The sequence below is a fragment of the Sphaerospermopsis sp. FACHB-1194 genome, from assembly GCF_014696235.1.
GTDB lineage: Bacteria > Cyanobacteriota > Cyanobacteriia > Cyanobacteriales > Nostocaceae > Sphaerospermopsis > Sphaerospermopsis kisseleviana.
In genome coordinates this window covers 87182-109646 of the sequence record NZ_JACJPU010000005.1, presented here as the reverse complement: position 1 = coordinate 109646, position 22465 = coordinate 87182, and the positions used below count along the sequence as shown (strand labels likewise).

The following is a 22465-nucleotide window of genomic DNA, read 5'->3' as shown; positions in this document are numbered from 1 at the left end:
AGAATTAGCAGCAATAGGAGAACTTGACGATATCTTCATTGATATTTTGGAAGCACTAAGTAACTTTTAAATTAGTTTCTAAGTATTAATAGAGTTTATTGAAACAATAGATATCTATAGACATTATATGGACAATTTATGAATTGTCCCTACGATAATTTTTACCAGATTTCTAATGTGGTTTAATGTGATCGTTAAATATAACCGATAGGTTTTTTTTATAAGTATGCGAATCAATCTTTCCGTCACCGCTGCTGCTATGGCCTTGTTAGCTGCTACTCCGTCAATAGCTCAAGCTCAAGTTAATAACATCATCCTTAATTCCAACTCATCAACCCCCTCAACTTCAGTAGTCAATATGACCATCACTGAGTCTGAAGTTCTGGCAGCCCAAAAAGCCTGGGGAGATGCATTAGTCGCCATCTCCACCACCTACGATCAGAAGGGAAAAGCCGCAGCTAAGGCATTAGCCGAGAAGATTATTGATCAAGCCTATGGTTATCAGATGGGTGCAGTGCTGTTCAAGCCAACTTTGACAAAAGCACCACAGACTTTCCGCACAACACGCCAAGGTGCATTGGCTTATTTCGTGGGCGACGATTCTTCTTTCCCTAATGATACTGGCTTTGCCCTCAACGGATGGCGAAAGGTAGAAATTCGCAACGCTGGAATCTTCATTGTTGGTAATGTAGCTACAACAATGGGCAATGTCTTAATTACTGACAAGACTGGTAAAGTAACCACAGTGGACAAAACCTGGAAGTTCATCAAGGATACCAATGGTAAACTGCGTATTGTAGTACACCATTCCTCCCTGCCCTACAAAGATTAAAATCACCTGTTTCATCAGAAAAATAGCAGGTTGGTGAAACTAAACATAAATCACTGTAGAGATATAGAGATGTTCCATAGGTAAGAACTCTCTTCTCTACATTCTGTGCAATATTCTGTGCAATTATGATGTCTATTAGACATCTCCAAAATAGAATGTATTAATTTGTCATAAGTTGTAGGGGCGAAGCTTATGGGCGATAATTTAACGGAAAAATCAGACATCTAGATATTCCATAAGCTTCGCCCTGCCCCCATAAATAAGTTCCATAATTTCTTTTCTGGAGATGTCTATTGGGTTGAGAGTTTCATGATTCATTGATGTCCTAACTGCTCTGTCTACGGCTATAAAACTGTCAACCAGAATAGGTAAAAATTAGCACCTTTGCCAACTCAAAAAGTGTGACATTTGCATTGTGTTATGCGATCGCCAAATTATCAAATTAATTAAGTATTAATTCAAAAAAAGCGATCGTCTGATATTAATTATCTACTGTAATCGCAGACTTGAGGAGGAACTTGACCTGATAAAAGTCCAGTCACTTTAAAAGGTTGTGCAGAACTTGTGGGATCAAAAGAAATCAAAGAAGCATCAATCACCTTAAAATCACCAGGTGCATTTAAACGCCATAATTTTGGAGTTTTAGCCACAGGAAAAGGTTGATCAAAACAGTAAGCATTGGTATCACCATGCAGCAATAAAACAGGTTTATCTAACTTTGCTGCCAATGTCTCTAACTGTTCACAAAATCCTTTGTAAGCATGGTTATTCAAACATCTGCTGTACACATCTCCGGTGCTACCATCAGGAGCAAAAGGATCTAACTGAGTCGCTACAACTATAGCAGATGTATCACTATTTTTAGCTAAATCAAAAGCATGATCGAGCCAAATTTCATTTTCTTTATCTCGTGCATCTGTCAGTTTTTCAACTGTCTGAGGATCATCAAGAAATATCTCAGTCCGACCATTATCTGTACTCACAATATGTTGCGTTACAAACCGGACACCTTTATAAAACCAAGTCTCATTTTCTGGTAAACTGCTTTGTTGTTCATATCGCCATTCAGGATTGACACTTTTAGGCTGACTAAATAATACCCGTCGAATAGCATTCAATCTTTCTAACTCTGATTGTCGTACCTTGAGGTTTTCGCGATCGCAATCAGTCCAATCATTATCCCCTGGTGTATAAAACACTGGTTTAACTATTTCATTTTTCCAAAAAGTCTGACTCTTCTCCAACCAAGCATCAGAACAAGCTTCTTGTGGACGACCAAGATCACCTAGATGAATCACAAAAGGTATATCATCATTCTCACGAAATTTTGGCGCAATATCTTCTATTAAAACCTGCTCATCAGTCCTACCATCTGCCAACTTCACCAAATAAGGTATATCACCATAAGCAGCAAAAGTGACTGGCGCTGTAGAACTCGCAGTTTCTGCTTTTACCCCAGTTGTGAAAACGAAAAAAAACACTAAAACACTCACAACCAACTGCAACAGTCGAGGATGCTTAGAAGTCAATTTGTTTTTCATTGGAAAAATGTCATAAAAATCACGTTCGTTAATATTTTACGGTGTATTGTCATTAACAGGAATACTGCTGGATCTTAAATCTTTCTAAAGAAATGCAATCATCAACATAACCAGCCAGTGAATCAAGAAAAAATATTAAATTTGTAGCTATAATCAAAACAAACTTCTCAAAATTCTGATATGATAGCCATTCCCCAAAAACAGCCAAAAATGACCTTTGAGGAATATCTCAGATGGGAACTTAACCAAGATATTCGCTATGAATACATCAACGGCGAAGTTTTCGCCATGACTGGTGGTACAATTCCCCATAATGATATTGCTCTCAATCTTTACAGACCTTTATATTCTCATGTCCATCCTCAAGGTTGTCGAGTCAACGTATCAGATGTCAAAGTACAAGTTAATCCCAACAGCATCTACTTCTATCCTGATCTTGTTGTTAGTTGTCACCATGAAGATATCAACGCTCGCAAATTTATTCAACATCCGCAATTAATTGTAGAGGTGCTTTCTCCCAGTACAACCAATAAAGATAAAGGAGAAAAATTCAGATATTATTTAACAATTCCCTCCCTACAAGAATATATTTTAATTGATTCGGAAAGAATATATGTTGAGCGTTATTGTCGAGGAGAAGGGAGAATGTGGCTTTACTATCCCTACACGACTGGAGATATAATTACATTATCAAGCATTGAATTTGAATTTCCCATTGAATTATTATATGAAGGTGTAGAATTAGAGACAGAAACAGAAAATTAAACTCGAATCTTAAATCTAGAAACAAAGGAGAACATGAAAATTATGTCCAAGCGTAAAAAAAGCAACCTGCAATGGATTAAAGAAACCCTCGAACTAGATCCAAACCATCATTGGGAAGGACCTGAAGATTATAAAATATTTGTCGCTGGTAGGGGTGCAGTGCGGTTTAACGTTCCCCAAGATTGGGTATTTGAACCCAAAGAAAAATCCTTTAAATTCACAGATAAAAAACCACCTAATGATGATTGTTGTTTAGAAATTTCCTATAATCATTTACCCCCCAATGATTGGACATTATTCCCCCTCAAACGCACCTTAAAAAAAATCATAGAAGATGATAAGCGTGATGTCATTGAAACAGGGGAAATCATACAAGTTAAACGCCAAACAGCAAAAATCATGTGGGGACAAATTAAATTTATTGATACCCAAGCAGAACCTAGAGAAGCATATTCTAGAATTTGTGTAGGTTTAGGTTCTAATATTCAATGTTTAATTACCTTTGATTATTGGGCGGATCAAGCAGAACAATTAACACCTGTTTGGGATGAAGTAATGCGGAGTTTAACACTAGGTTTATATATTCGTGATCCGCGCACTGGTTTAGCTTTTCCTGATTAAAGGAAAACAAAAGAATATGAAGATTTCCACCAAGAAAGAATTATGAAAATCTCTCTTAAAACCTCATTTCTCTGTGTTCTCTGTGGTTCGTTTATTTCTTAACTTTTGCCTAAAGGTGTGTCAGATTATAATCAGATGATAAAGATTATAAATTTAATCATTTTCTTACTAACTTATCTGTTTTACACACCTTACCAACTTACACATAATTTGAAAATCAACTAAAACTAACTTTCTATTTCTTCCTCAGTAAAAACAGGAGGCCATAATTCAGAAATAGGTAATTCCCAACCTGGTAAAAGTTCAGGAATAGTTAAAACATCATTGTTGTTAAAAACCATTGGTTCACCTTCCGAACGATAAACCGTAACAGTTTCTTCATCAGGATCAATTAAAATTCCCACCACTGCACCCAAATTAATAAAATTGATAACTTTTTTTTCTAAGGTTTTAATTCTATCACTTTGAGATTTAATTTCTACTACTAAATCAGGCACAAGTTCACCAAAATAACGGGGACTTTGACGCAACCTTGCAGCACGCACAAAAGAAACATCTGGTGCTGTTAAATTGCTATCTGGTAAAATAAAACCACCCGCAGAATCAAAAACTCTTCCTAAACGACGGGGATAAACCCAGTTTGCTAATAGTCGGCTAAAAAGAATACCAATTTCACTAGAAACGATATCCGATGGACCCATAATAGAAATGCTCCCATTTTCTAATTCTAGATCATAATCTAAACCAGCCTCATTGATTGCACTTTGTAGTTTTTCCACATCTTTAATTGTCATGATGGGCATAGTTTTTTACTCCTTGTGGTGATTTGTTAATTGTAGCATTTGTCTGAATCAGGATGTCCAGGATTTTGGGATTTACAGGATGTGATTTATTGTTTTTTAAATAATGTTGGGTTGTATTGTTGCTTAACCCAAGTTACAGACTAATCCTCATCTTGATTGGTGGTTAAGTGTATATTTTTGTTAAGGCATAATAGGATAACTTAGTGCTGTGTTATACTATGTTAATCTAATATTTAGATAGAAACAATTCATCATGCAAATTATGATTGAAGTTAATCTTAATATATTACATCTAGAAATCAATCTATAGAATGGATAACATCAATGAAAGAAATAAAAGCACCTCAAGGGATTCAAATAAAAAGAGAACAAATAAAACCAACAATATGTTACAAAGCCTAAATATTCATAATTTCAAAAGCCATAAATCAACAGAGTTTAGTTTCGATAACTCCCAATTACATGGACTTGTAGGAAAAAATAGTGCTGGTAAAACCAGCGTTCTCCAAGCATTACATAATCTCAGCAGACTAACTGCCTCACCCTTTAAAAATATTTTTCAGTATGATAAATTGCCCCAATTTATTACAACAATTGGTGAAAAAGATATGTCTGTTACTGCAAGTGGTTTTTGGGGTTATAAAAATCGCCAAAATTGGCAAGCTGCCTATAATTGGAAACAAGAAAATAATGATTATTGGCATCCCACAGCATCATATATAATAAATGAAACAAAAGAAAATTTAGCAGGATGGACAAGTTCTTTCAGTAATTCTCCAGATGTAATTCGTAAGTCTTTACGACATACAGTTTATCTCAAATTAGCTGCCAATAATCTCGCCAAACCAGCTTATAGTGATGAAATTACCCCCAGAGTAGAATTTGATGGATCAGGATTAGCACCTACCTTAGATTTTCTCCGTGATGAAGCACCAGATAAATTTAAAATTATAGAAGAAATGTTAAAAAAAGTTGTACCAAATGTCCAAAAAATTGGTATTAAACGGGCAAAAGTTCCAGTCATTCGTCAACGCTTAATAGAAGTTGATGGTCGCTCTATTTCCTATGATGAAACTCAGGAAATGACCGGACAAGAAGTAGTGTTAGATATGAATACAGGTGAACGTATTCCCGCCCATGCAATTAGCGAAGGAACAATGTTAACTTTAGGATTATTAACTGTATTAATGAATCCTACTCAACCTAATTTAGTATTATTAGATGATGTGGAACAGGGACTTCATCCCCAGGCACAACGTCAATTAATGACAGTTTTTAAAGAAATTATCGCAGAAAATCCTAACCTACAAATTATTTTTTCTACCCATTCTCCTTATATAATTGATGCACTTGCACCTTCTCAAGTCCACATTTTAAATAACAGTAAATCAGGTTTTACAGTTGCTAAACGTTTGGATGAACATCCTGATGTAGAATGGGCAAAAGAAACCTTGACAACAGGTGAATTTTGGGATGCTGAAGGGGAAGATTGGGTATTAGAAGGAGAAGTCAATGGTTGAGGTGATTGTGATAGTTGAAAGTGCAGCAGATGCGAGAACAGCTACTAAATTAGCCGAGCGAAGTTATAGTGCGATACCTTCGGTGCGCTTCGCTAACGCACTTTCTCAAATACTCAATGATAAAATCAAGAAAACTAAAGATAATTTACCCATGACAGCTACACTCGTTAAACCCACCCTACTATTTAGTCTAAAAAAATCCAATTTTAAAAATTATCCAATTTTACCAAATCACCAAACAACAAAATTAAGCAATTCCCTCAAACACTGATAAAATCAAACATTTACCACTTGCAGTTATCCATAAACAATGTTATATTAGAACATAATAAAATCAATTTAGGCTAAAAATTAAAATCTCAAAATTGCCCAACTAAAAAACCTAAAATTACCGCACCTTTCAACAAACATCATCAAGTTCGGAGTAATCCCAAGAGTGCATTTGACGGAAAGGAAGACCCATCTTTTGGAATACATACTTCTCTTTCACACCAGAAGCAATTAAGTCTGGCTTCAGAGCTTTAACAAACTCTTCAAATTCAAAAGCGGTTACGTCGTCATAAACGATAGTACCGTTTTCAATGTAGTGAGTAGTACGTTTATAGTCGTCATTATGAGCGAACTCATAACCAGTACCTACCAACTTCATACCCAAATCTTGGAAAGCGGGTACAACGTGACGGGGACGTAAACCACCAACCATCATTGCAACTGTCTTACCTTCCAAACGAGGACGGTACTTAGCAACGATCGCATCCATAGAAGGCTGATATTTAGCAATAACTTTCTCAGCGTTTTCTTGGATCTTAGAATCAAATTTAGCAGCGATCGCTCTTAAAGATTCAGCAATCTTGGTAGGACCAAAGAAGTTATATTCCATCCAGGGAATACCATAAGCTTCTTCCATGTGACGGCTGATATAGTTCATAGAACGATAGCAGTGGATGAGGTTGATCTTCACATTAGGAGTCAACAACATCTCATTGATAGTACCGTCACCAGACCACTGAGCAACAACACGCAAACCAATTTCTTCTAACAGGATACGGCTTGCCCAAGCGTCACCACCGATGTTATAGTCACCGATGATTGCTACGTCGTAAGGAGTACCTTCAAACTTGAGAGTACCGTCTTTCTTAGCTTTGTCTGCTCTGGGGAATACCCAGTCACGGATTTGGTCGTTAGCGATGTGGTGACCCAAGGACTGAGACACACCACGGAAACCTTCGCAACGTACAGGAATAACGGGTTTACCGAGTTTTTTAGCAGCTGTCTTAGAAACCGCTTCGATGTCATCCCCAATTAGACCGATGGGACATTCAGATTGAACGGAAACACCACGGTTTAAGGGGAATAATTCTTCTAATTCTTCGATCAGTTTCAATAACTTCTTGTCTCCACCGAACACGATGTCGCGTTCTTGGAAGTCAGAAGTGAAGTGCATAGTACCGAAGGTATCAACACCAGTTGTACCTAAGTAGTAGTTACGACGACCAGACCAAGACCAGTAACCGCAACCTACAGGACCATGGCTGATGTGGATCATGTCCTTAATAGGACCCCAAACCACACCCTTAGAACCTGCATAAGCACAACCACGAGCGGTCATTACACCAGGTAAGGATTTGATGTTAGATTTAACACCACAATCTGTTTTACCTTCTTCGTGTACATTCAGGTGCTTTTCGCGCTTCTTAGCAGCCTTTTCGGGATAAGCTTTAAGAACGTCTTTAATCAGTTCTTTTCTTTCTTCAACAATCTTCTTGTTGTCTGGAGGAGTCATGTCTGGCCTCTATTAGCTCTTTTAGATATTGGTTAGGTAGGGATGGGGAAGTTAATCCCCAAGGTAGGGAAGGAAAGGAAGGTAAAAAGGAAGTGATGTAGAGTTTTCCTTTTTCCTATTCCTCAATTACTGAATACTACTTGGTTGCAGAAGCGGGCTTACCAATGATTTCAGCGTGCTTAGAATCATCGTCAAGAATACCGTATTCGATCAACAGAGCTTCTAATTCATCCATTTCTATTGGGGTAGGAATGGTGAGGTTCTTGTTTTCGATGATCTTCTTAGCTAATGCACGGTATTCGTTAGCTTGGTTGCTGTCAGGAGCGTACTCGTTAACGGTCATACGACGCAATTCTGCGTGTTGAACGATGTTGTCACGAGGTACGAAGTGAATCATTTGGGTGTTCAAACGTTTAGCCAAGGTTTCGATGAGTTCGTGTTCCCGGTCAGTTTTACGGCTGTTACAGATCAAACCACCTAAACGTACACCACCGGAGTGTGCATATTTCAAAATACCACGAGCGATGTTGTTTGCAGCGTACATCGCCATCATTTCACCAGAGGTAACGATGTAGATTTCTTGTGCTTTACCTTCACGGCAAAGATTATTTATCTCATAAAAATAGCTGTAGAATGTTCATTTTAGACTATGTTTGCGGTAATCATTGTCTAGAGTGAACGGTTTTTTTATTAGGGTAAATCTAGGGTATGGACAGAACACAGGAAGCATTTGCCGATTTTCACCAAACAGCTATTACCGATGGGGGATATTTAGGTAGAATGCAAGCAGTAAATGAACAAGAAAATCATCTAACGGCAAAATTAACTACAGAATTAAAAGCAATTAATGGTAGATTAAAAGCGGCTAATGTTGGTGTTTATATCCGCAAATCTGGCAATTCTTTACAGTTGAGATGCACCTTACCTATTAAACCAGGGGATATTGATAAAAATGCTAGTGGTACAAAACAATATGATATTTCTTTGGGTATTCCTTTTAATTTTGATGGGTTGAATACTGCGGAAGAAGAGGCTTATGAATTAGGAAAGTTAATTGCTAGAAGGCAATTTCACTGGAATGATAAATATTTAGGAAAAACTCGAATTAAAGCTAGTTTAAAAACCATTGGTGATTTAATTGCAGATTTTGAGAAACGTTATTTCCAAACTCGGAAAAAAACTTTAAAAAGTGAAAATACTTTTAGCAGTTATTTTTATATTGCTCAAAAGCATTTACCCAAGGATAAACTAGCGATAGATGCTAATTTTATCGAAGCTGTGCAAAATTGCCAATCTTCTGATAGTGTGAAAAATGAATTGATTAAAGTAATTCGGGTTTTGTGTAAATGTTCTGGTTTAGAAGTTCCTGAATTAAGCAATTTAAAAATTAAACCTACTGCAAAACGTAAACGCGATATACCCACTGATGTGGAAATTGAAAAAGAATATTTGAAGTTTGAAAATTACGCCATTAACCGACCAAGTAAGTTAACAACTAGAGAAGATAGAAATAATTGGAAATTGTGGAGATGGGTTTATGGAATGTTAGCAACTTATGGTTTAAGACCGATTGAAATTTTTGTCAAACCGGATTTAGATTGGTGGTTATCTGCCGATAATACCATGAATACATGGCGAGTTAATGAAGAATGTAAAACCGGAGAAAGGGAAGCTTTACCATTATATACTCGTTGGGTAGAAGAGTTTAATTTAAAAACAGATTTAGAAGCAATTGAATTATTGAAATTGAAAATTCAAGATAAAATAACGAGTAAAGAAATCAACGCTGCGCGACATGGTACAGATAGATGGTTTAGATTTGTGGGTGTGAATTTTCAACCTTATGATTTACGTCACGCTTGGGCAATTCGAGCGCATTTAATGGGGATTCCCATTAAAGCTGCTGCTGATAATTTGGGTCATTCTGTGAATATGCACACATCCATTTATCAGAAGTGGTTTAGTTTGGAAAATCGGAAGGTTGCAATTGAGGAAGCAATTAAGAAAAAATCGAAAGTTGAAGAATTGCAAGAGATGGTAATAATGTTGGAACAGGAAAATGAGAGGTTAAGAATTGAGAATGAAAGATTGAAATTGCAGATGGGACACAGTTTGATGAAAATTGAGTTAAGATAAGATATTAGCCTCACTCACAGACACTGAGGCGCAAAAATAATTTTATAAAACTAGGAATGTTACAAGATATGTCTTATAGTCAATTTACATCTATAGGTAAGGTTAAAGAAGCTTTTGGGTTAAAAACTCAGGAAGGTGGGCGTTTTATTCCTGAAGTTGCCAAAATTGAACCTTCTACGACGTTAACAGCATATTTAGCAGAAAGTTTACCCCTTGCTGCTTCTGCTAGTGAAAAAGCACGTTCTGAAGGGATTATTTATCCAGTTTTGTTAGAAGTAAGAAGAATTTTAAATCGGCAAATTAGTTTATTTTCTGGTGAAGATTTTACAGTTGATGAGTCGGTGGGATTAAATGGAATATGTGACTTTCTGTTAAGTCGTTCTCCTGAAGTGTTGGAAATTGAAGCACCTGTAATTGTGATTGTAGAAGCCAAAAAAGCAGATTTAAGAACTGGGTTTGGACAGTGTATTGCAGAGATGGTAGCTGCACAGAGATTTAATCTTGCTAAACATAATCCTCTTAGTATTGTTTATGGTGCAATTAGTAGCGGTACACAATGGCGATTTTTAAAGTTAGAGGGTGATATTGTAACTATTGATTTAGCTGATTATCCTTTACCTCCTGTAGATGAAATTTTAGGGATGTTGGTTTGGATGATTGAAAATGGTGGATAGTCAATTAATAATTTCCTACAGTTCAGGAATATGCAGTTCAGGAATATGTTCATTTTCATAGTTTTCAATTAAAACTCCTATGACTTCCATCAGAGATGCAAGAGGATGATTTTCATCTTCACCAACTTGATCTATCAGAGAATCTAGTATATCAACTAAGTGTTCATATTCCTCTTCTGTGTGAGTAAAAAAGACGTTTTCGGCAATGGATGACCAAGCATTAATGGTTTTTTCAAGGTTTAAAGTTTGCATTATTCTTTCCACTTTCCTTCATCATATAGGACTAATATTTGATTTTTGAACAGAACTCCGTACATGGTTCGGCTTCGCTCACCATAAATACTGACAGCCTTCTTTCCTGTTCCCTGTTCCCTGTTCCCTGTTCCCTGTTCCCTGTTCCCTGCCTCTACGAAAAATTCATGAATCAAATCGGATCACTATATTCTGAATGTGTTAGCACAGCACGGATATAACCAAACACCAAAAAAGCGTTAGCGAAGCTTACCGAAGGTATCGCACCCATAAACCACAATACCGGAAATGGGATTCTTGGGTCGCGTTTCGCTATCGCTCTCAACAAACTACAATACCAGAAGACCTTTTAACGTTTATATGTCTTACTTACTGTTATTGCTTTTATTCTGCTGAGTTGTTTTGAAGATTGTAGGAGAAAAGCGCAAAGCTTCGTCCTGCTTTTGTTGTTCACGAGCTAAACGCTGTCTCGATTTTAACGTTTCTCTTAATAAGTACCTAACCCAGCTATCTAAATCTGCCCCAAATTTATACTCATCAAGCAAAGCTTCTTCTAAAAAACCCAGAAATATTTGAACCAAATCAGAAGTAGTCAGTTCTAGATAGCGATTAAAGGAATTTGATTCTTCAGGCCAGTGAGGTAAAGTACGATCCCCTAAACCCATATCTTTCGCTAATTCAATTAGATCATAGTAATCTGTGTACCAAATATCCTTATAGTCCATATCAGGAAATATCCTGGCGTTATTACCAAGGTATACTATTGCTTTCACAAGATTATTAATAACTCGCTGTTGTTCTGGAGCAGAGTAATGTTCTTCGATAGCTGCTATCAAACTCCGCCCCAATTGATAACCTCTTTGAGAAGTTATCTGTTTATCCCTTTCCAATTGGTCTTTTGAAAGTTTTTCACCCTGAAAATATTCGCTTTGAGGCAAGCTGTCATGATTTATTCGCGCCGCATCCAATTCAGGATTATGAGTACCGGAAATGAGCGTCTGTAGTAGCTTTAAAAGTGACATAGCAAAAGATCCTCATGTTTACTAAAAACTTTTACAATTATAATGTGTAGTGTAAATTTTTGGTCGGAGTGCAAAAGTGACAGAAGAAATTGATTTGATGAAACTTGTAATCGAAGTAGATGATGAGCTTATTCAAAAAGGGATATAACCCTTTGCACATCCTATGCATAATTACTTAACGATTACACAGTGATTAAACTGCGGCATCAGTGCATTTAAATATAATCCGCTATTTAACGCTGTAAATCAGATATATAAAGAACTATATCATTTAACAGATTTAGTAATTTCACTTATCCATATAGAAACATTTATGTTTCGAGATGTCTTTTTTCCTCTACGTATACCACTTATTTTTGGTTGCTATTTGTAGTTCAACAGTTTCCTGATTATGTTAAAAGTCGGTATGAAGCTCAAAAATTTTCACGATTGGATCTTGGTAAATTTTTGATGAATACTCAATATATCGGTGGTGAAATTTTCCGTCAGTTTTCTAATCGCAATTATCGAGAAGACTTTACAGCAATGCCGAATAGAAATTGGGATTTAACTTATAGGACATTCCCAAAAAAGTAAAGTGATATCATATCTGCTTGAATACCCATCAAAACCACACCACAACATCAGAAATGCAATACCTTCGGTAAGCTTCGCTAACGCACTCCACAAACCACAACATCGGAAAAGTCTTTATTTATAAACATCTCCTCTTGTACCAATTGTGAAAATTTCAACTTCACCAGATTGTGTATTAGCTGTCAAAACTATTCTGATTTTACCAATACGTAATCTATAAAATCCTTCCCACTCTCCCTTCATCTTTTTAATATCAAGTTCTGTAAAGGGAATAATGGCTTGTTCTTCGACAAAAGCTAGAAGTTGAGATATTTTTTCTTGAATCTTCTCAGCATCTTCAAGATTTGCCTTTTCTAAAAACTTAACAGCATTCTTACGAAATTTTATGGCCATGTTTTACCCACTCTGTCATATCAACCAATTCTTCATCTTCATAATCTGATGGTGAACCAAACATTTCATCTAGTTCTTCTTGTTCTTCGTCACTTACATAGGGTATGAGAATTTGACACAATAACATTCTTTCTTCTCGCAAAACTTCGCGGATACTTTCTTTGATTATTGCTTTAAATTCTTCAATTTCCATTATCTTTATCCTTGAGAATACAAGTATTATACCGTTTTTAGTGGAAGCGATCGCACCCACAAACTACAACATCGGAAATGCGATACCTGCGGTAAGCTTCGCTAACGCACCGACAACCCAACAGAGGAAAAGCGATCGCTCTCACAACCCATAACACCGGAAAAGCTATCGCTCTCCACAACCTACACACCAGAAAAGCGATCCCTTATGTAAAACATTAAATTTCAATCTGGCATTTTCACACAATCATCTGTAATAAACTCACTAGCATCAGTTACACAGGGAGGTAAACCAGGAGCTATTACAGGTAAATTTTTTGCTTCTCTATCTGCGACTTCAAAATTTAATTCCAGCAAAAACTTTAATACATCTTTTGTTTTTTCCATACCATAAGCCTCACGAACTGCTTTGTCAAGTTCTTCATGTGCTGTGCGAAGACGGTTTTTTCCTGGTATTTCTAGGGTGCGATAAAGTTCGCGTAAACTCCATTTATTTTCTGTCATAATTTGTTGTCTTAACTCTCGTAATTTAACTGCTGCTGCGGCTACTTTCTTCACCTGTGATAATTTGGGATTTTGAGGAAAAGGAAAAGAATCAAAAACAGTATCAGAAGTATAGCGAAAATCTCTTTTTAAAGTTGAGCATCTTTCATTAAACCATTGCCAATGAATATCAGATTGTAAAATTCCGAAAGAATAATCATCTGATAACGGGAATACTTGCAGAGCATCATTAGGATGTATTGAAGAACTAACAAACTCAAAAATTGGACGTTTAGTTACTCTTGCACAAGCAACATATCTCGGAATGAGAGAAATTTTCTCCAACATTTCCGGCCTTCCTCTCCAAAATCTCCACCAATGACGAAAGTGTGATTGACGTGGACCATTCTCTTTACCAGTTTGTTTTCTCTCATCATTAGCATTCTTTTCTATGGTTGGAAAAACATTTTTCTGAATATGTTCAAATGCTAGGCTATGTTTCATAGCTGAAACAGAATCTTGACAATGATTCATATCAATACAGTAGCGAGATGTAAGACTTTTATAATTCCCTAATAGACTATTACCTATTAAGTAAGGATGAATTACAGATTGAGAAGATTCATCTTTAGCAATTATTTTCGCTTGTTGTGCAGTGAGTAAAAATCCTTTATGTCCGTGAGTTTGTCCTTGATAGCAAGCTCCTGAGTTGATATTAACTAAAAGTTTTTTTGCTTGAGTAACATCAAGTTTTGCAGATAAAGAAGAGTTAATTTTCTCAAGTTCTACAACTTCCCAAGGACTATCTACATCATCTCCAACTTGAGTATATAATTTCTTTTGACCTGATTCTTCACCTTTGATCCAATTAACAATGGAAACATGAACAACTGCACTACCTGACCAAACTTGAGTAGAAACTGCTTCGGTAATTGTTCCACCATTATTGACTATATAATCTAAACCGCCTTCACGGGAGTAGTTTTGACGGATGGTATTTGTACCAACCAGTCCAGCGCGTCCACCTGTGCTTAATTCATCATGGGTACGACGAAACCAATAAACACAATAATCTGCTCTTCCTGGTACTTCTGGATATTTTTCTCTTAGTTGACTAACATAATCTTCTCCATATTCTTGCTGCATTTTGTTTTTTGATTGATAGGGAGGGTTGCCAATAATTGCATTTGCTTTTACCCAATCACAAAATAAAGCATCATCACAGCGAATATTTTGATCCAAATTATCCAGAGGAAGGGCGCGATCCATTTCTAAAGATAAACTGGTTTGTGCTACATTAAGTAGCTGATTTTCTTCATCTAATGCTAATTTTTTAGCAATCATTAAAGTTACTTTTGCTAGTTCTACAGCAAATGGTTTAATATCTAATCCATAAAATTGGTTTGTTTTTACTAAAGATATTGTACCTATACTAGATGTAGTTCGCAGACTGAAATTATCATGGATTTTGTTTAATAAACTGGCTTCTAATCTCTTGATTTCTCTATAGGCAACATAAAGGAAATTACCACTACCACAGGCTGGATCAAGGACTTTGAAATTAATTAATTCCTGTCTGAGTGCTAGTAATTCATTTAGCTTATTGGCTGCATCAATTCTTTGTTGCCAGGGTCTAACAATTGTGGGTAAAACTACTTTTTGAATGTCTGCGGGACTGGTATAATGTGCGCCTAAAGCATGACGTTCTTCTTTGCCCATGCTAGATTCAAATAATGTCCCAAAAATAGCAGGTTCTACTTTTGACCATTTTTCTGACGCTGCTGATGCTAATAAATCGAGTTCGCCTCTAGTTAATGCAATTGGTTCAACTTTAGAGAATAAACCAGCATTAAAATAAGGAACATTTCGATAACGGCTATCTTGAGGTGCAGGACGGTCACTTCCCATTTGATTAAAAAGTCCACCAATTAAATCATAAGAACTGATTTTATTAGTACGACAATCATCTAAAAATTCACTAAATAATCCTCTAGGTAACAAATCAATATCTTCTGCAAATAAGGCAACAACGCACTGAAGAATAAATTTTTGGGCAATGTCTTTTTTTTCTCTTCTTTCCACTAAGCGATTAAAAACTTGAGCAACGTTATCTGCTGCTTTGCGTGTAACGTCAACTAAGTTGTTATTGAATAGCGGTTTACGATTTTCAGGAAATAGGAAGTTTAAGACGGTATAACGATTTTGTAAATCTTCTAATGTGACTTTATCTAATGGTTCTTGTAATTGAATATCAAAGTCATAAATCCAAAATTCATCAAAGTTACAAAGAATTACATATTGTGGACGATGGGGAACTAATTCCAGCCAATATTCAAAGGCTTGTTGATAGTGTCTTTCTAGTTTTTCACCCCGTTTTTTCATTTCCATTAGTAACCGAGGTCGCCAAAGTAAATCAGCAAATTTGGTAGATTTGCCTTTAACTTTTACGCGATATTCTAATTCTGCTCCTGCTTCTTTATAACCTTGATGGTTGAATGCTTGAAATAGGCGATCGCAAAATACCTGTGCTTCTCCTTTTTCATCACCCTTCAACTGGCGAGCATATTCAACAAAACTGATAATTTTATTGCGTGTATCTTCCATTTGACTGTCAAAATATAATAAAAATTTACAAGAATATATTATACACTATAATTATATATGTATGTAAAGGATAACTGGGAGAATCGGCATTTTTAACAAAATGTAATAAATGTTTTATTTTTGTTTTATTTTGCTGTATTTCTGATGGTTTATTCACAATCAAATATCACTGTAAAATAACCAATGAGTAACCAGTAACCAATTTAGCAAAAATCATGTATCCCCCTTGACACAAGGTAAAAAATAGGGTAAACAAAACCATAAAACCCAAACAAAAACCCCATTTCCCCAAAAAATCCCAGGGCAAAAATAGGGAACAAAAAAACAAAAGTCCTCAAACAATTGCACCAACAAAAACCCTAAACAACCCCCCTTTACCTTCACGGATAGGCATAGCGAAACCACCACATACAACGTCACCTAATACGTCGTAGGAAACGAAGTCTAAGTCTGTGTAAGCACCGTTTTCTTCCAAGAAGTTAATAGCGGTGATAATACCACGACCTGCACAACCTACACCGGGTTCTGGACCACCAGATTCAACGCACTTAACACCACGGAAACCGGTCAACATTACTTCATGGAGTTCGAGGTCTTCTACAGCACCTCTTTCAGCAGCCAAGTGTAATACTGTGGTTTGAGCCTTAGAGTGAAGCATCAAACGGGTAGAGTCAGCTTTAGGGTCACAACCTACGATGAGAATGCGTTGACCCATTTCAGCCATAGCTGCGAGGGTGTTTTGAGAGGTGGTAGATTTACCGATACCGCCCTTGCCGTAGAATGCTATCTGTCTAATTTTTTCGTCGCTCATTGTTCCTAGTTCCTAGTATTAGTGGTTTACTGGTCTTTTGTTTGTTGGTTTCTCACGCCTTGTATCTACGGCAGTGAGCGTGTAATAGAACGTCGCAGCTTATGGAGGCGATCGCTCTACCAAACATAGATTTTGTGTTGTGTTCATAGTGTTTATTGGGTTGTAAGAATTACTGTTTTGTTAGTTGTCAATTGTCAATTCTCAATTGTCAATTGTGACTAAACTTCTTCAACAATGATGTTTTTGTTAACGCGATCGCGCAATCTCGATTCAATCGCAATCTTCAAAGTTGCAGTGCTACTTGGACATGAACCACAAGCACCTTTCAGAATTACTTTTACCTTATCGCCTTCAATATCGTAAAGTTCAACATCTCCCCCATCGGCGATTAAAACAGGTCGGACTTCTTCATCTAATACTTTTTGAATTAGGGCGATTTTTTGCACATTAGTTAATGGTTTTTGTTGCCCTACTGTGGAAATTTCTTTGTTAGCTGTTGCGCTATTTTTACTGGCGATTTCTTTCTCATACTCTTGCTTAACTTCTTTTATTATATCATCAATCTTCGCTAAACAAGAACCGCATCCGCCACCAGCTTTTACATAATTTGTTACCTGTTCTGCACTGAAGAGGTTATTCTGTCTTACTGCTTTCTTGATCTTAGCATCAGTTATTCCAAAACAACTACAGATTAGGACACCTTCATCATCGTCATCATGTGCCGCTAAAGGAATACCACGATAGTTATAAATCGCAGCTTCTAAAGCTTCCTGACCCATAACAGAACAGTGCATTTTCGCTTCAGGTAAACCGCCCAAATATGCAGCGATTTCCTTATTTGTTACCTGCAAAGCTGCATCTAAAGTTAGACCTTTAACCATTTCAGTTAAAGCACTAGAAGAAGCGATCGCACTGGTACAACCAAAGGTTTGAAAACGAGCATCAAGAATTTTATCGGTTGCTTCTTCAATTTTCAAATGTAATCTTAAAGCATCACCACAAGCGATACTTCCTACATCACCCACAGAAACCTTTACACCAGGTTCATGATTATCTTCAATTGCGCCTTGGTTTTTGGGTTCGTAAAATAATTCTAATACCTTATCAGTGTAGTCCCACATAGTTAATTTTGGATTTTGGATTTTGGATTTTAGATTTTGGATTGATGATTGGTAATTGGTGATTGGTAATTGGTAATTGGTAATTGGTAATTGAAACAATATATTTGCTATTACCCATTACCCATTACCTATTACCCATTACCTATTTACTAAAGTTTGCCCATGTTGTTGTAACCAACTTGCATCATCATTTTTGAAGGGAGATAATGCACGTAGTTTTTCAACAATTTCTGGCATGACTGCAATTACTTGATCAATTTCTTCCTCAGTGGTGTAGCGACAAAGACTGAAACGAATTGAACCATGTAAAGTAGTGTAGGGTAAACCCATTGCTCGTAAAACGTGAGATGGTTCAAGAGAACCCGAAGTACAAGCAGAACCAGAGGAAGCACAAATACCATGCTTATTCAAAAGTAACAGAATTGCTTCACCTTCAATATACTTGAAACCGATATTAGAAGTGTTAGGCAATCTATTATTTACATCACCGTTTACTTGACAATCAGGAATCTTAGCAAGTAAACTTTGTTCGAGGCGATCGCGCAATTTTCTTTCTCTCTTTGTCGCCTCTTCTAAGTGTAACAGTTCCAGTTCCGCAGCTTTGCCTAAAGCGATAATTCCGGGAACATTTTCTGTACCTGCTCTACGTCCTCTTTCTTGATGTCCACCGATTAAGAAAGGACGGAATCTCACACCACGTTTTACATATAAAGCACCAATACCCTTGGGAGCGTGAATTTTATGACCAGATATGGTTAACATATCAATTGTACTGGTCTTCATATTCAAGGGTACTTTACCTACAGCTTGTACTGCATCAACGTGAAAAATAGCTCCATATTCTTTAACTCTAGCACCAATTTCTTCAATTGGAAAAATTGTGCCAGTTTCATTATTGGCATACATTACTGTTACTAAAGCAGTGTTGCCAGTGAGGGAAGCTTCCAACTCATTCAAGTCTATTTGTCCCTTATTATTAACAGACAAATAAGTAACTTGATAACCTTGAGTTTCTAACTGTTTGCAGACATTTAAAACAGCCGGATGTTCTACCTGGGAAGTGATGATGTGGCGTTTATCTGGTTGAGCTAATAACGCTGCTCTAATAGCTGCATTATCACCTTCAGTACCACAACTTGTAAAGACAATTTCCGATGAATCTTCTGCTCCCAATAAAGCTGCAACATTTTCTCTAGCTACTTTCACATCTTTAGCTAATTGACCGCCAAAAGTGTGCATACTAGAAGGGTTGGCATAGTAGTCCGTCAAGTAAGGTAGCATCGCCTCGACAACTTGAGGATCTACTTTTGTGGTTGCATTATTATCGAGATAGATGCAATTCTTTAACATTTCACTCACTATTTACTTAGTTATGATTTATTACTTATTGGATTTGGGTAATTGGTGATAGGTAATTGGTAATTGGTAATTGCTAAAAACTTCTTTACTGTCACCTGTCACCTGTCACCTGTCACCTAAATCGCTGCTTGTTGTTTTTTCAATTGTTCCGCTAACTTTTGGGAATAAGTGTTATACCAGCGTTCCCAATAATCTTGTTTATTGGTTAATTTTGCAATCACGCGGTTATAAGTAGCAAACCACATTTCCCAATAATCTTTTGATTCTTCTACACAACCACTAGCTGTAGGACAAACTGCTTTACATTGAGGAACTGTGTAAATAGTATTGGCGCAGTTTGTACACTTTTCAGAATCAATTACGTGCTTACCTTCAACTTCTTGAATTGCACCATTAGGACATACAGACACACAAAGATTACAGGAAATACACTGGCTAGTAATTGTGTAAGCCATGATTATTCTCCTTTGAGGTTTTGGGCTGTAGTAATGGGTAAATAGAGAAGGCAAAAGTGAGAAGTAAAAAGAACAGTATTCTTCAAACTTTTGAACGCCAGTTGCTTCAAGTCGGCAGAGCCGCCCAACGCACTGGCTCCTTTTGACTTCCTAAATATTCATTACTATTTCGCCTTTACATACTGCTCGTAAAACTCTAAAGCAACTTTTTCGATTACATCGTAAGCTTCAACAGTCTGTATGCCGGCTGCGTGCAGTTTCTCTTTAGGACAGTTGCCAATTTTGGAAACTAAAACCGCTTTGCAATCAGCAATTGCTTTCATTATATGGTCTGCGGTTGCTTCTTCACCGTATCCACCTTGACAATATTGATCAATTCGCCGATGTCCTGCATAACGAACTTCATTTCCATCAACTTCGTAAACTTGAAATTCCTTCGCGTGTCCGAAGTGTTGGTTAACTAAACCACCGCCTTTAGTGGCAACTGCAACGAGAATTTTTTCCTTAGTAGCTGTTTGTTTTTCAGCCTTAACTTTCTCTTTCGCTAGTTTAATTTCTGCTCTAAATTTCTCAATTCCTTCCTGTACTTCTTGACGTTTTTCTAAGTCATATTCTGGGGACATTTCCAAGAATTTCTCTTTAGTAAATTCCTGGCTGCGGTCTTCTCCTAATAATCCTACCGCATCGGCACGACACTGGCGACAGTGACGCATCATTTTCATGTTACCAGAACATTGATCCTGTACTTCTTTCAGTTCTTTGTTTGTTGGTCCACGTTGACCAGTTAAACCAAAATGTGTACCATGTTCTGGGGCAGAAATTAGCGGCATGATATTGTGCAGGAATGCACCATTCTCACGAATCATTTTGTTAACTTCTACCAAGTGTTGATCATTAATTCCGGGAATCATCACAGAATTAACTTTACACAAAATGTCAGCTTCTTTTAAAGCTTGCAATCCTTCCATCTGCTTTTCTAGCAGAATTTTCGCACCTTCTACACCTCTATAACGTTTGCGTTTATAGTGAACCCAAGAATAAATTTGTGCGCCTATTTCTGGGTCAATGGTGTTAAGGGTGATGGTAACATGATCTATATTTAATTGTTTGATGCGATCGATGTATTCTGGTAGCATCAAACCGTTGGTTGATAAACAAAGCTTAATATCTGGTGCTTTATCTGCAATCAACTCAAAGGTACGAAATGTTTTTTCGGGGTTTGCTAAAGGATCACCAGGTCCAGCAATTCCCAAAACTGTCATTTGGGGAATTTTACTCGCTACAACTAATACTTTATGTGCAGCTTCTTCTGGTGTTAGTAGTTCGCTAACTACTCCCGGACGGCTTTCGTTAGCGCAGTCATACTTGCGGTTACAATAGTTACATTGAATATTGCAAGCAGGAGCAACAGCAACGTGCATCCGTGCATAATGGTGATGCGCTTCTTCGCTGTAACAGGGATGGTTGGCGATGCGTGCTTTGAGTTTTTCGTCCATTTCTGGCGCTGTGTTGCTATCACAACCGCAACCACCAGATTTGGCTTTGAAATTGGGTTCCTGTTCGGAGGAGGTGAGGAGTCCTGTAGCCGGTAGTGTCATTGAATTTCGCAAACGTCGGTGGACTAGATGGCCACTGTGGGAGATGCCGTTGCTCCTTCCAATGCCTATGAACTGAAGTCGCGTTTATACTCTCTTTGCCCCAAGGGTTAATTTGGCAATAATATCAATTTTGGTAATTTATGATAGATTCTAAATTTTGGTGACATTTAATTCAAAATCCCAAATCTAAAATCTAAAATCTAAAATCCAAAATTGATCAGGCAATCAATCCTTGAAGTTTGGCTGGTGTGTGTTAACTTTGGGTTTTGGGTAGACGGGTACAGCCGCGACTTCCTTTCACTTCAGGCATGGTGCTATCTCATCCCTCCACTCACATTTCGCTGCTGATTTGTTAAGGAGCGTTAAGTGATTGGCGATAAATGATTTATAGCAGCACTTTTCATAAGGCTTTTTGCTATCTCTAGGATAGGATTTATTGGATTTATTATGTTTGTACTCAAAAATATAAATCCTCATCTCTGCAAGGATTACAATAATTAAATAATATTTTTTCGGGTATGGGTGCTAGTATTTTTTAGTTGGGGTACGAGTATTTATGAAGTGGGGTTCAGGATTTCTTTGTACTCATTCAAAACCCAATACCTGTCAGGGTTGGGATAAAATCTTAGTTAATTTTCGCTTACATTTACAATGTACTCAAATCCTGATCTCTTTCTTCTGAAAGTCTTAATATATAAGGAATTTCAGGATTTTAGCTACATTTACAACTCTTTGCCTAAAGTTTTACTAAGTCCGAAAGATGTCTATTATATTCTGTATCTAGAATAGCATTTTTTTTCAGATAAAAATGCAGTTTATATTTTTTTAATTTTTCGGTAAGTATTCAGCTATCAGTCATCAGCTTTCAGCGAGTCGTTTGATTTTAGTGAGAGCATCCCAATTTTGAAAAAATAACCGTAGCAA

General features: G+C 36.9%; 21 protein-coding genes and 2 pseudogenes. 8 read left to right on the top strand and 15 right to left on the bottom strand.

Annotation, left to right across the window (positions count from 1 at the left end):
• The first annotated feature begins 226 nt into the window (after positions 1 to 226).
• On the top strand, positions 227 to 832 hold the full coding sequence (locus H6F45_RS04925) for a hypothetical protein (protein ID WP_190346633.1): 606 nt from the start codon (positions 227 to 229) through the stop codon (positions 830 to 832).
• Positions 833 to 1317: 485 nt separating this feature from the next.
• Here H6F45_RS04925 and H6F45_RS04920 read toward each other — a convergent pair whose 3' ends face one another.
• A complete protein-coding gene (locus H6F45_RS04920; protein ID WP_190346632.1) occupies positions 1318 to 2373 on the bottom strand; it encodes a hypothetical protein in 1056 nt (351 codons plus the stop codon).
• A gap of 180 nt (positions 2374 to 2553) precedes the next feature.
• Between H6F45_RS04920 and H6F45_RS04915 the strand changes: the two genes are divergently transcribed.
• Both H6F45_RS04915 and H6F45_RS04910 read left to right on the top strand, forming a co-directional pair.
• Entirely contained in the window at positions 2554 to 3138 is a 585-nt protein-coding gene (locus H6F45_RS04915) for a Uma2 family endonuclease (RefSeq protein WP_096568567.1), read from the top strand.
• Positions 3139 to 3180: 42 nt separating this feature from the next.
• The gene (locus tag H6F45_RS04910) at positions 3181 to 3759 is read left to right on the top strand and encodes a hypothetical protein (RefSeq protein ID WP_096568570.1); all 579 of its coding nucleotides are present in this window, start codon (positions 3181 to 3183) and stop codon (positions 3757 to 3759) included.
• A gap of 227 nt (positions 3760 to 3986) precedes the next feature.
• Here the strand turns inward: H6F45_RS04910 and H6F45_RS04905 are convergent, their stop codons facing one another.
• The gene (locus tag H6F45_RS04905; RefSeq protein ID WP_190346631.1) at positions 3987 to 4562 is read right to left on the bottom strand and encodes a Uma2 family endonuclease; all 576 of its coding nucleotides are present in this window, start codon (positions 4560 to 4562) and stop codon (positions 3987 to 3989) included.
• Between the two features lie 386 nt (positions 4563 to 4948).
• Between H6F45_RS04905 and H6F45_RS04900 the strand changes: the two genes are divergently transcribed.
• Positions 4949 to 6082, top strand: coding sequence for an ATP-binding protein (locus tag H6F45_RS04900; protein WP_190346630.1), 1134 nt, complete (start codon positions 4949 to 4951; stop codon positions 6080 to 6082).
• Positions 6083 to 6089: 7 nt separating this feature from the next.
• Positions 6090 to 6353, top strand: a complete 264-nt coding sequence (locus H6F45_RS04895) for a hypothetical protein (protein WP_190346629.1) — start codon at positions 6090 to 6092, stop codon at positions 6351 to 6353.
• A gap of 129 nt (positions 6354 to 6482) precedes the next feature.
• Here H6F45_RS04895 and nifD read toward each other — a convergent pair whose 3' ends face one another.
• Together nifD and nifH are read right to left on the bottom strand one after the other, a co-directional pair.
• A complete protein-coding gene (gene nifD, locus H6F45_RS04890; RefSeq protein WP_190346628.1) occupies positions 6483 to 7865 on the bottom strand; it encodes a nitrogenase molybdenum-iron protein alpha chain in 1383 nt (460 codons plus the stop codon).
• Positions 7866 to 8001: 136 nt separating this feature from the next.
• Positions 8002 to 8463: pseudogene (gene nifH, locus H6F45_RS04885) on the bottom strand (nitrogenase reductase); the annotation flags it as partial.
• A gap of 110 nt (positions 8464 to 8573) precedes the next feature.
• Between nifH and H6F45_RS04880 the strand changes: the two are divergent.
• Complete coding sequence (locus tag H6F45_RS04880) at positions 8574 to 10001, top strand: integrase (protein ID WP_190346627.1); 1428 nt, start codon at positions 8574 to 8576, stop codon at positions 9999 to 10001.
• Between the two features lie 68 nt (positions 10002 to 10069).
• Complete coding sequence (locus tag H6F45_RS04875) at positions 10070 to 10675, top strand: hypothetical protein (RefSeq protein ID WP_137668816.1); 606 nt, start codon at positions 10070 to 10072, stop codon at positions 10673 to 10675.
• 15 nt (positions 10676 to 10690) lie between these two features.
• On the opposite strand, the gene H6F45_RS04870 is transcribed toward H6F45_RS04875, so the two are convergent.
• Together H6F45_RS04870 and H6F45_RS04865 are read right to left on the bottom strand one after the other, a co-directional pair.
• On the bottom strand, positions 10691 to 10927 hold the full coding sequence (locus H6F45_RS04870; RefSeq protein ID WP_137668815.1) for a hypothetical protein: 237 nt from the start codon (positions 10925 to 10927) through the stop codon (positions 10691 to 10693).
• A gap of 365 nt (positions 10928 to 11292) precedes the next feature.
• Positions 11293 to 11949 (bottom strand): hypothetical protein, encoded by a 657-nt coding sequence (locus tag H6F45_RS04865; protein ID WP_187039466.1) that lies wholly within the window; start codon positions 11947 to 11949, stop codon positions 11293 to 11295.
• Between the two features lie 360 nt (positions 11950 to 12309).
• On the opposite strand from H6F45_RS04865, the gene H6F45_RS04860 reads away from it, so the two are divergent.
• The gene (locus H6F45_RS04860) at positions 12310 to 12525 is read left to right on the top strand and encodes a hypothetical protein (protein WP_190346626.1); all 216 of its coding nucleotides are present in this window, start codon (positions 12310 to 12312) and stop codon (positions 12523 to 12525) included.
• A gap of 114 nt (positions 12526 to 12639) precedes the next feature.
• On the opposite strand, the gene H6F45_RS04855 is transcribed toward H6F45_RS04860, so the two are convergent.
• The 9 genes and pseudogenes from H6F45_RS04855 to nifB all read right to left on the bottom strand — a co-directional run bounded on the left by H6F45_RS04855 (position 12640) and on the right by nifB (position 21541).
• Positions 12640 to 12918 carry a type II toxin-antitoxin system RelE/ParE family toxin gene (locus tag H6F45_RS04855; RefSeq protein WP_137667215.1) on the bottom strand — a complete coding sequence of 93 codons (279 nt, stop codon included), beginning with the start codon at positions 12916 to 12918 and terminating at the stop codon, positions 12640 to 12642.
• Positions 12899 to 13111 carry a hypothetical protein gene (locus tag H6F45_RS04850; RefSeq protein WP_190346625.1) on the bottom strand — a complete coding sequence of 71 codons (213 nt, stop codon included), beginning with the start codon at positions 13109 to 13111 and terminating at the stop codon, positions 12899 to 12901. Before H6F45_RS04850 ends, H6F45_RS04855 begins: the two co-directional genes overlap by 20 nt.
• A 37-nt stretch (positions 13112 to 13148) precedes the next feature.
• A complete protein-coding gene (locus H6F45_RS04845) occupies positions 13149 to 13292 on the bottom strand; it encodes a hypothetical protein (RefSeq protein WP_190346624.1) in 144 nt (47 codons plus the stop codon).
• A gap of 43 nt (positions 13293 to 13335) precedes the next feature.
• Positions 13336 to 16197, bottom strand: coding sequence for a DNA methyltransferase (locus tag H6F45_RS04840; RefSeq protein WP_187039465.1), 2862 nt, complete (start codon positions 16195 to 16197; stop codon positions 13336 to 13338).
• Positions 16198 to 16570: 373 nt separating this feature from the next.
• Positions 16571 to 17008, bottom strand: a pseudogene (locus H6F45_RS04835) (AAA family ATPase); the annotation flags it as partial.
• Between the two features lie 218 nt (positions 17009 to 17226).
• A complete protein-coding gene (gene nifU, locus H6F45_RS04830; RefSeq protein ID WP_096572699.1) occupies positions 17227 to 18129 on the bottom strand; it encodes a Fe-S cluster assembly protein NifU in 903 nt (300 codons plus the stop codon).
• 138 nt (positions 18130 to 18267) lie between these two features.
• Positions 18268 to 19479: a cysteine desulfurase NifS gene (gene nifS / locus H6F45_RS04825; RefSeq protein ID WP_190346623.1), complete on the bottom strand. Its 1212-nt coding sequence runs from the start codon at positions 19477 to 19479 to the stop codon at positions 18268 to 18270.
• A gap of 125 nt (positions 19480 to 19604) precedes the next feature.
• Entirely contained in the window at positions 19605 to 19943 is a 339-nt protein-coding gene (locus H6F45_RS04820) for a 4Fe-4S binding protein (RefSeq protein WP_137667210.1), read from the bottom strand.
• Between the two features lie 164 nt (positions 19944 to 20107).
• On the bottom strand, positions 20108 to 21541 hold the full coding sequence (gene nifB, locus H6F45_RS04815; protein WP_096568594.1) for a nitrogenase cofactor biosynthesis protein NifB: 1434 nt from the start codon (positions 21539 to 21541) through the stop codon (positions 20108 to 20110).
• Positions 21542 to 22465 lie beyond the last annotated feature (924 nt).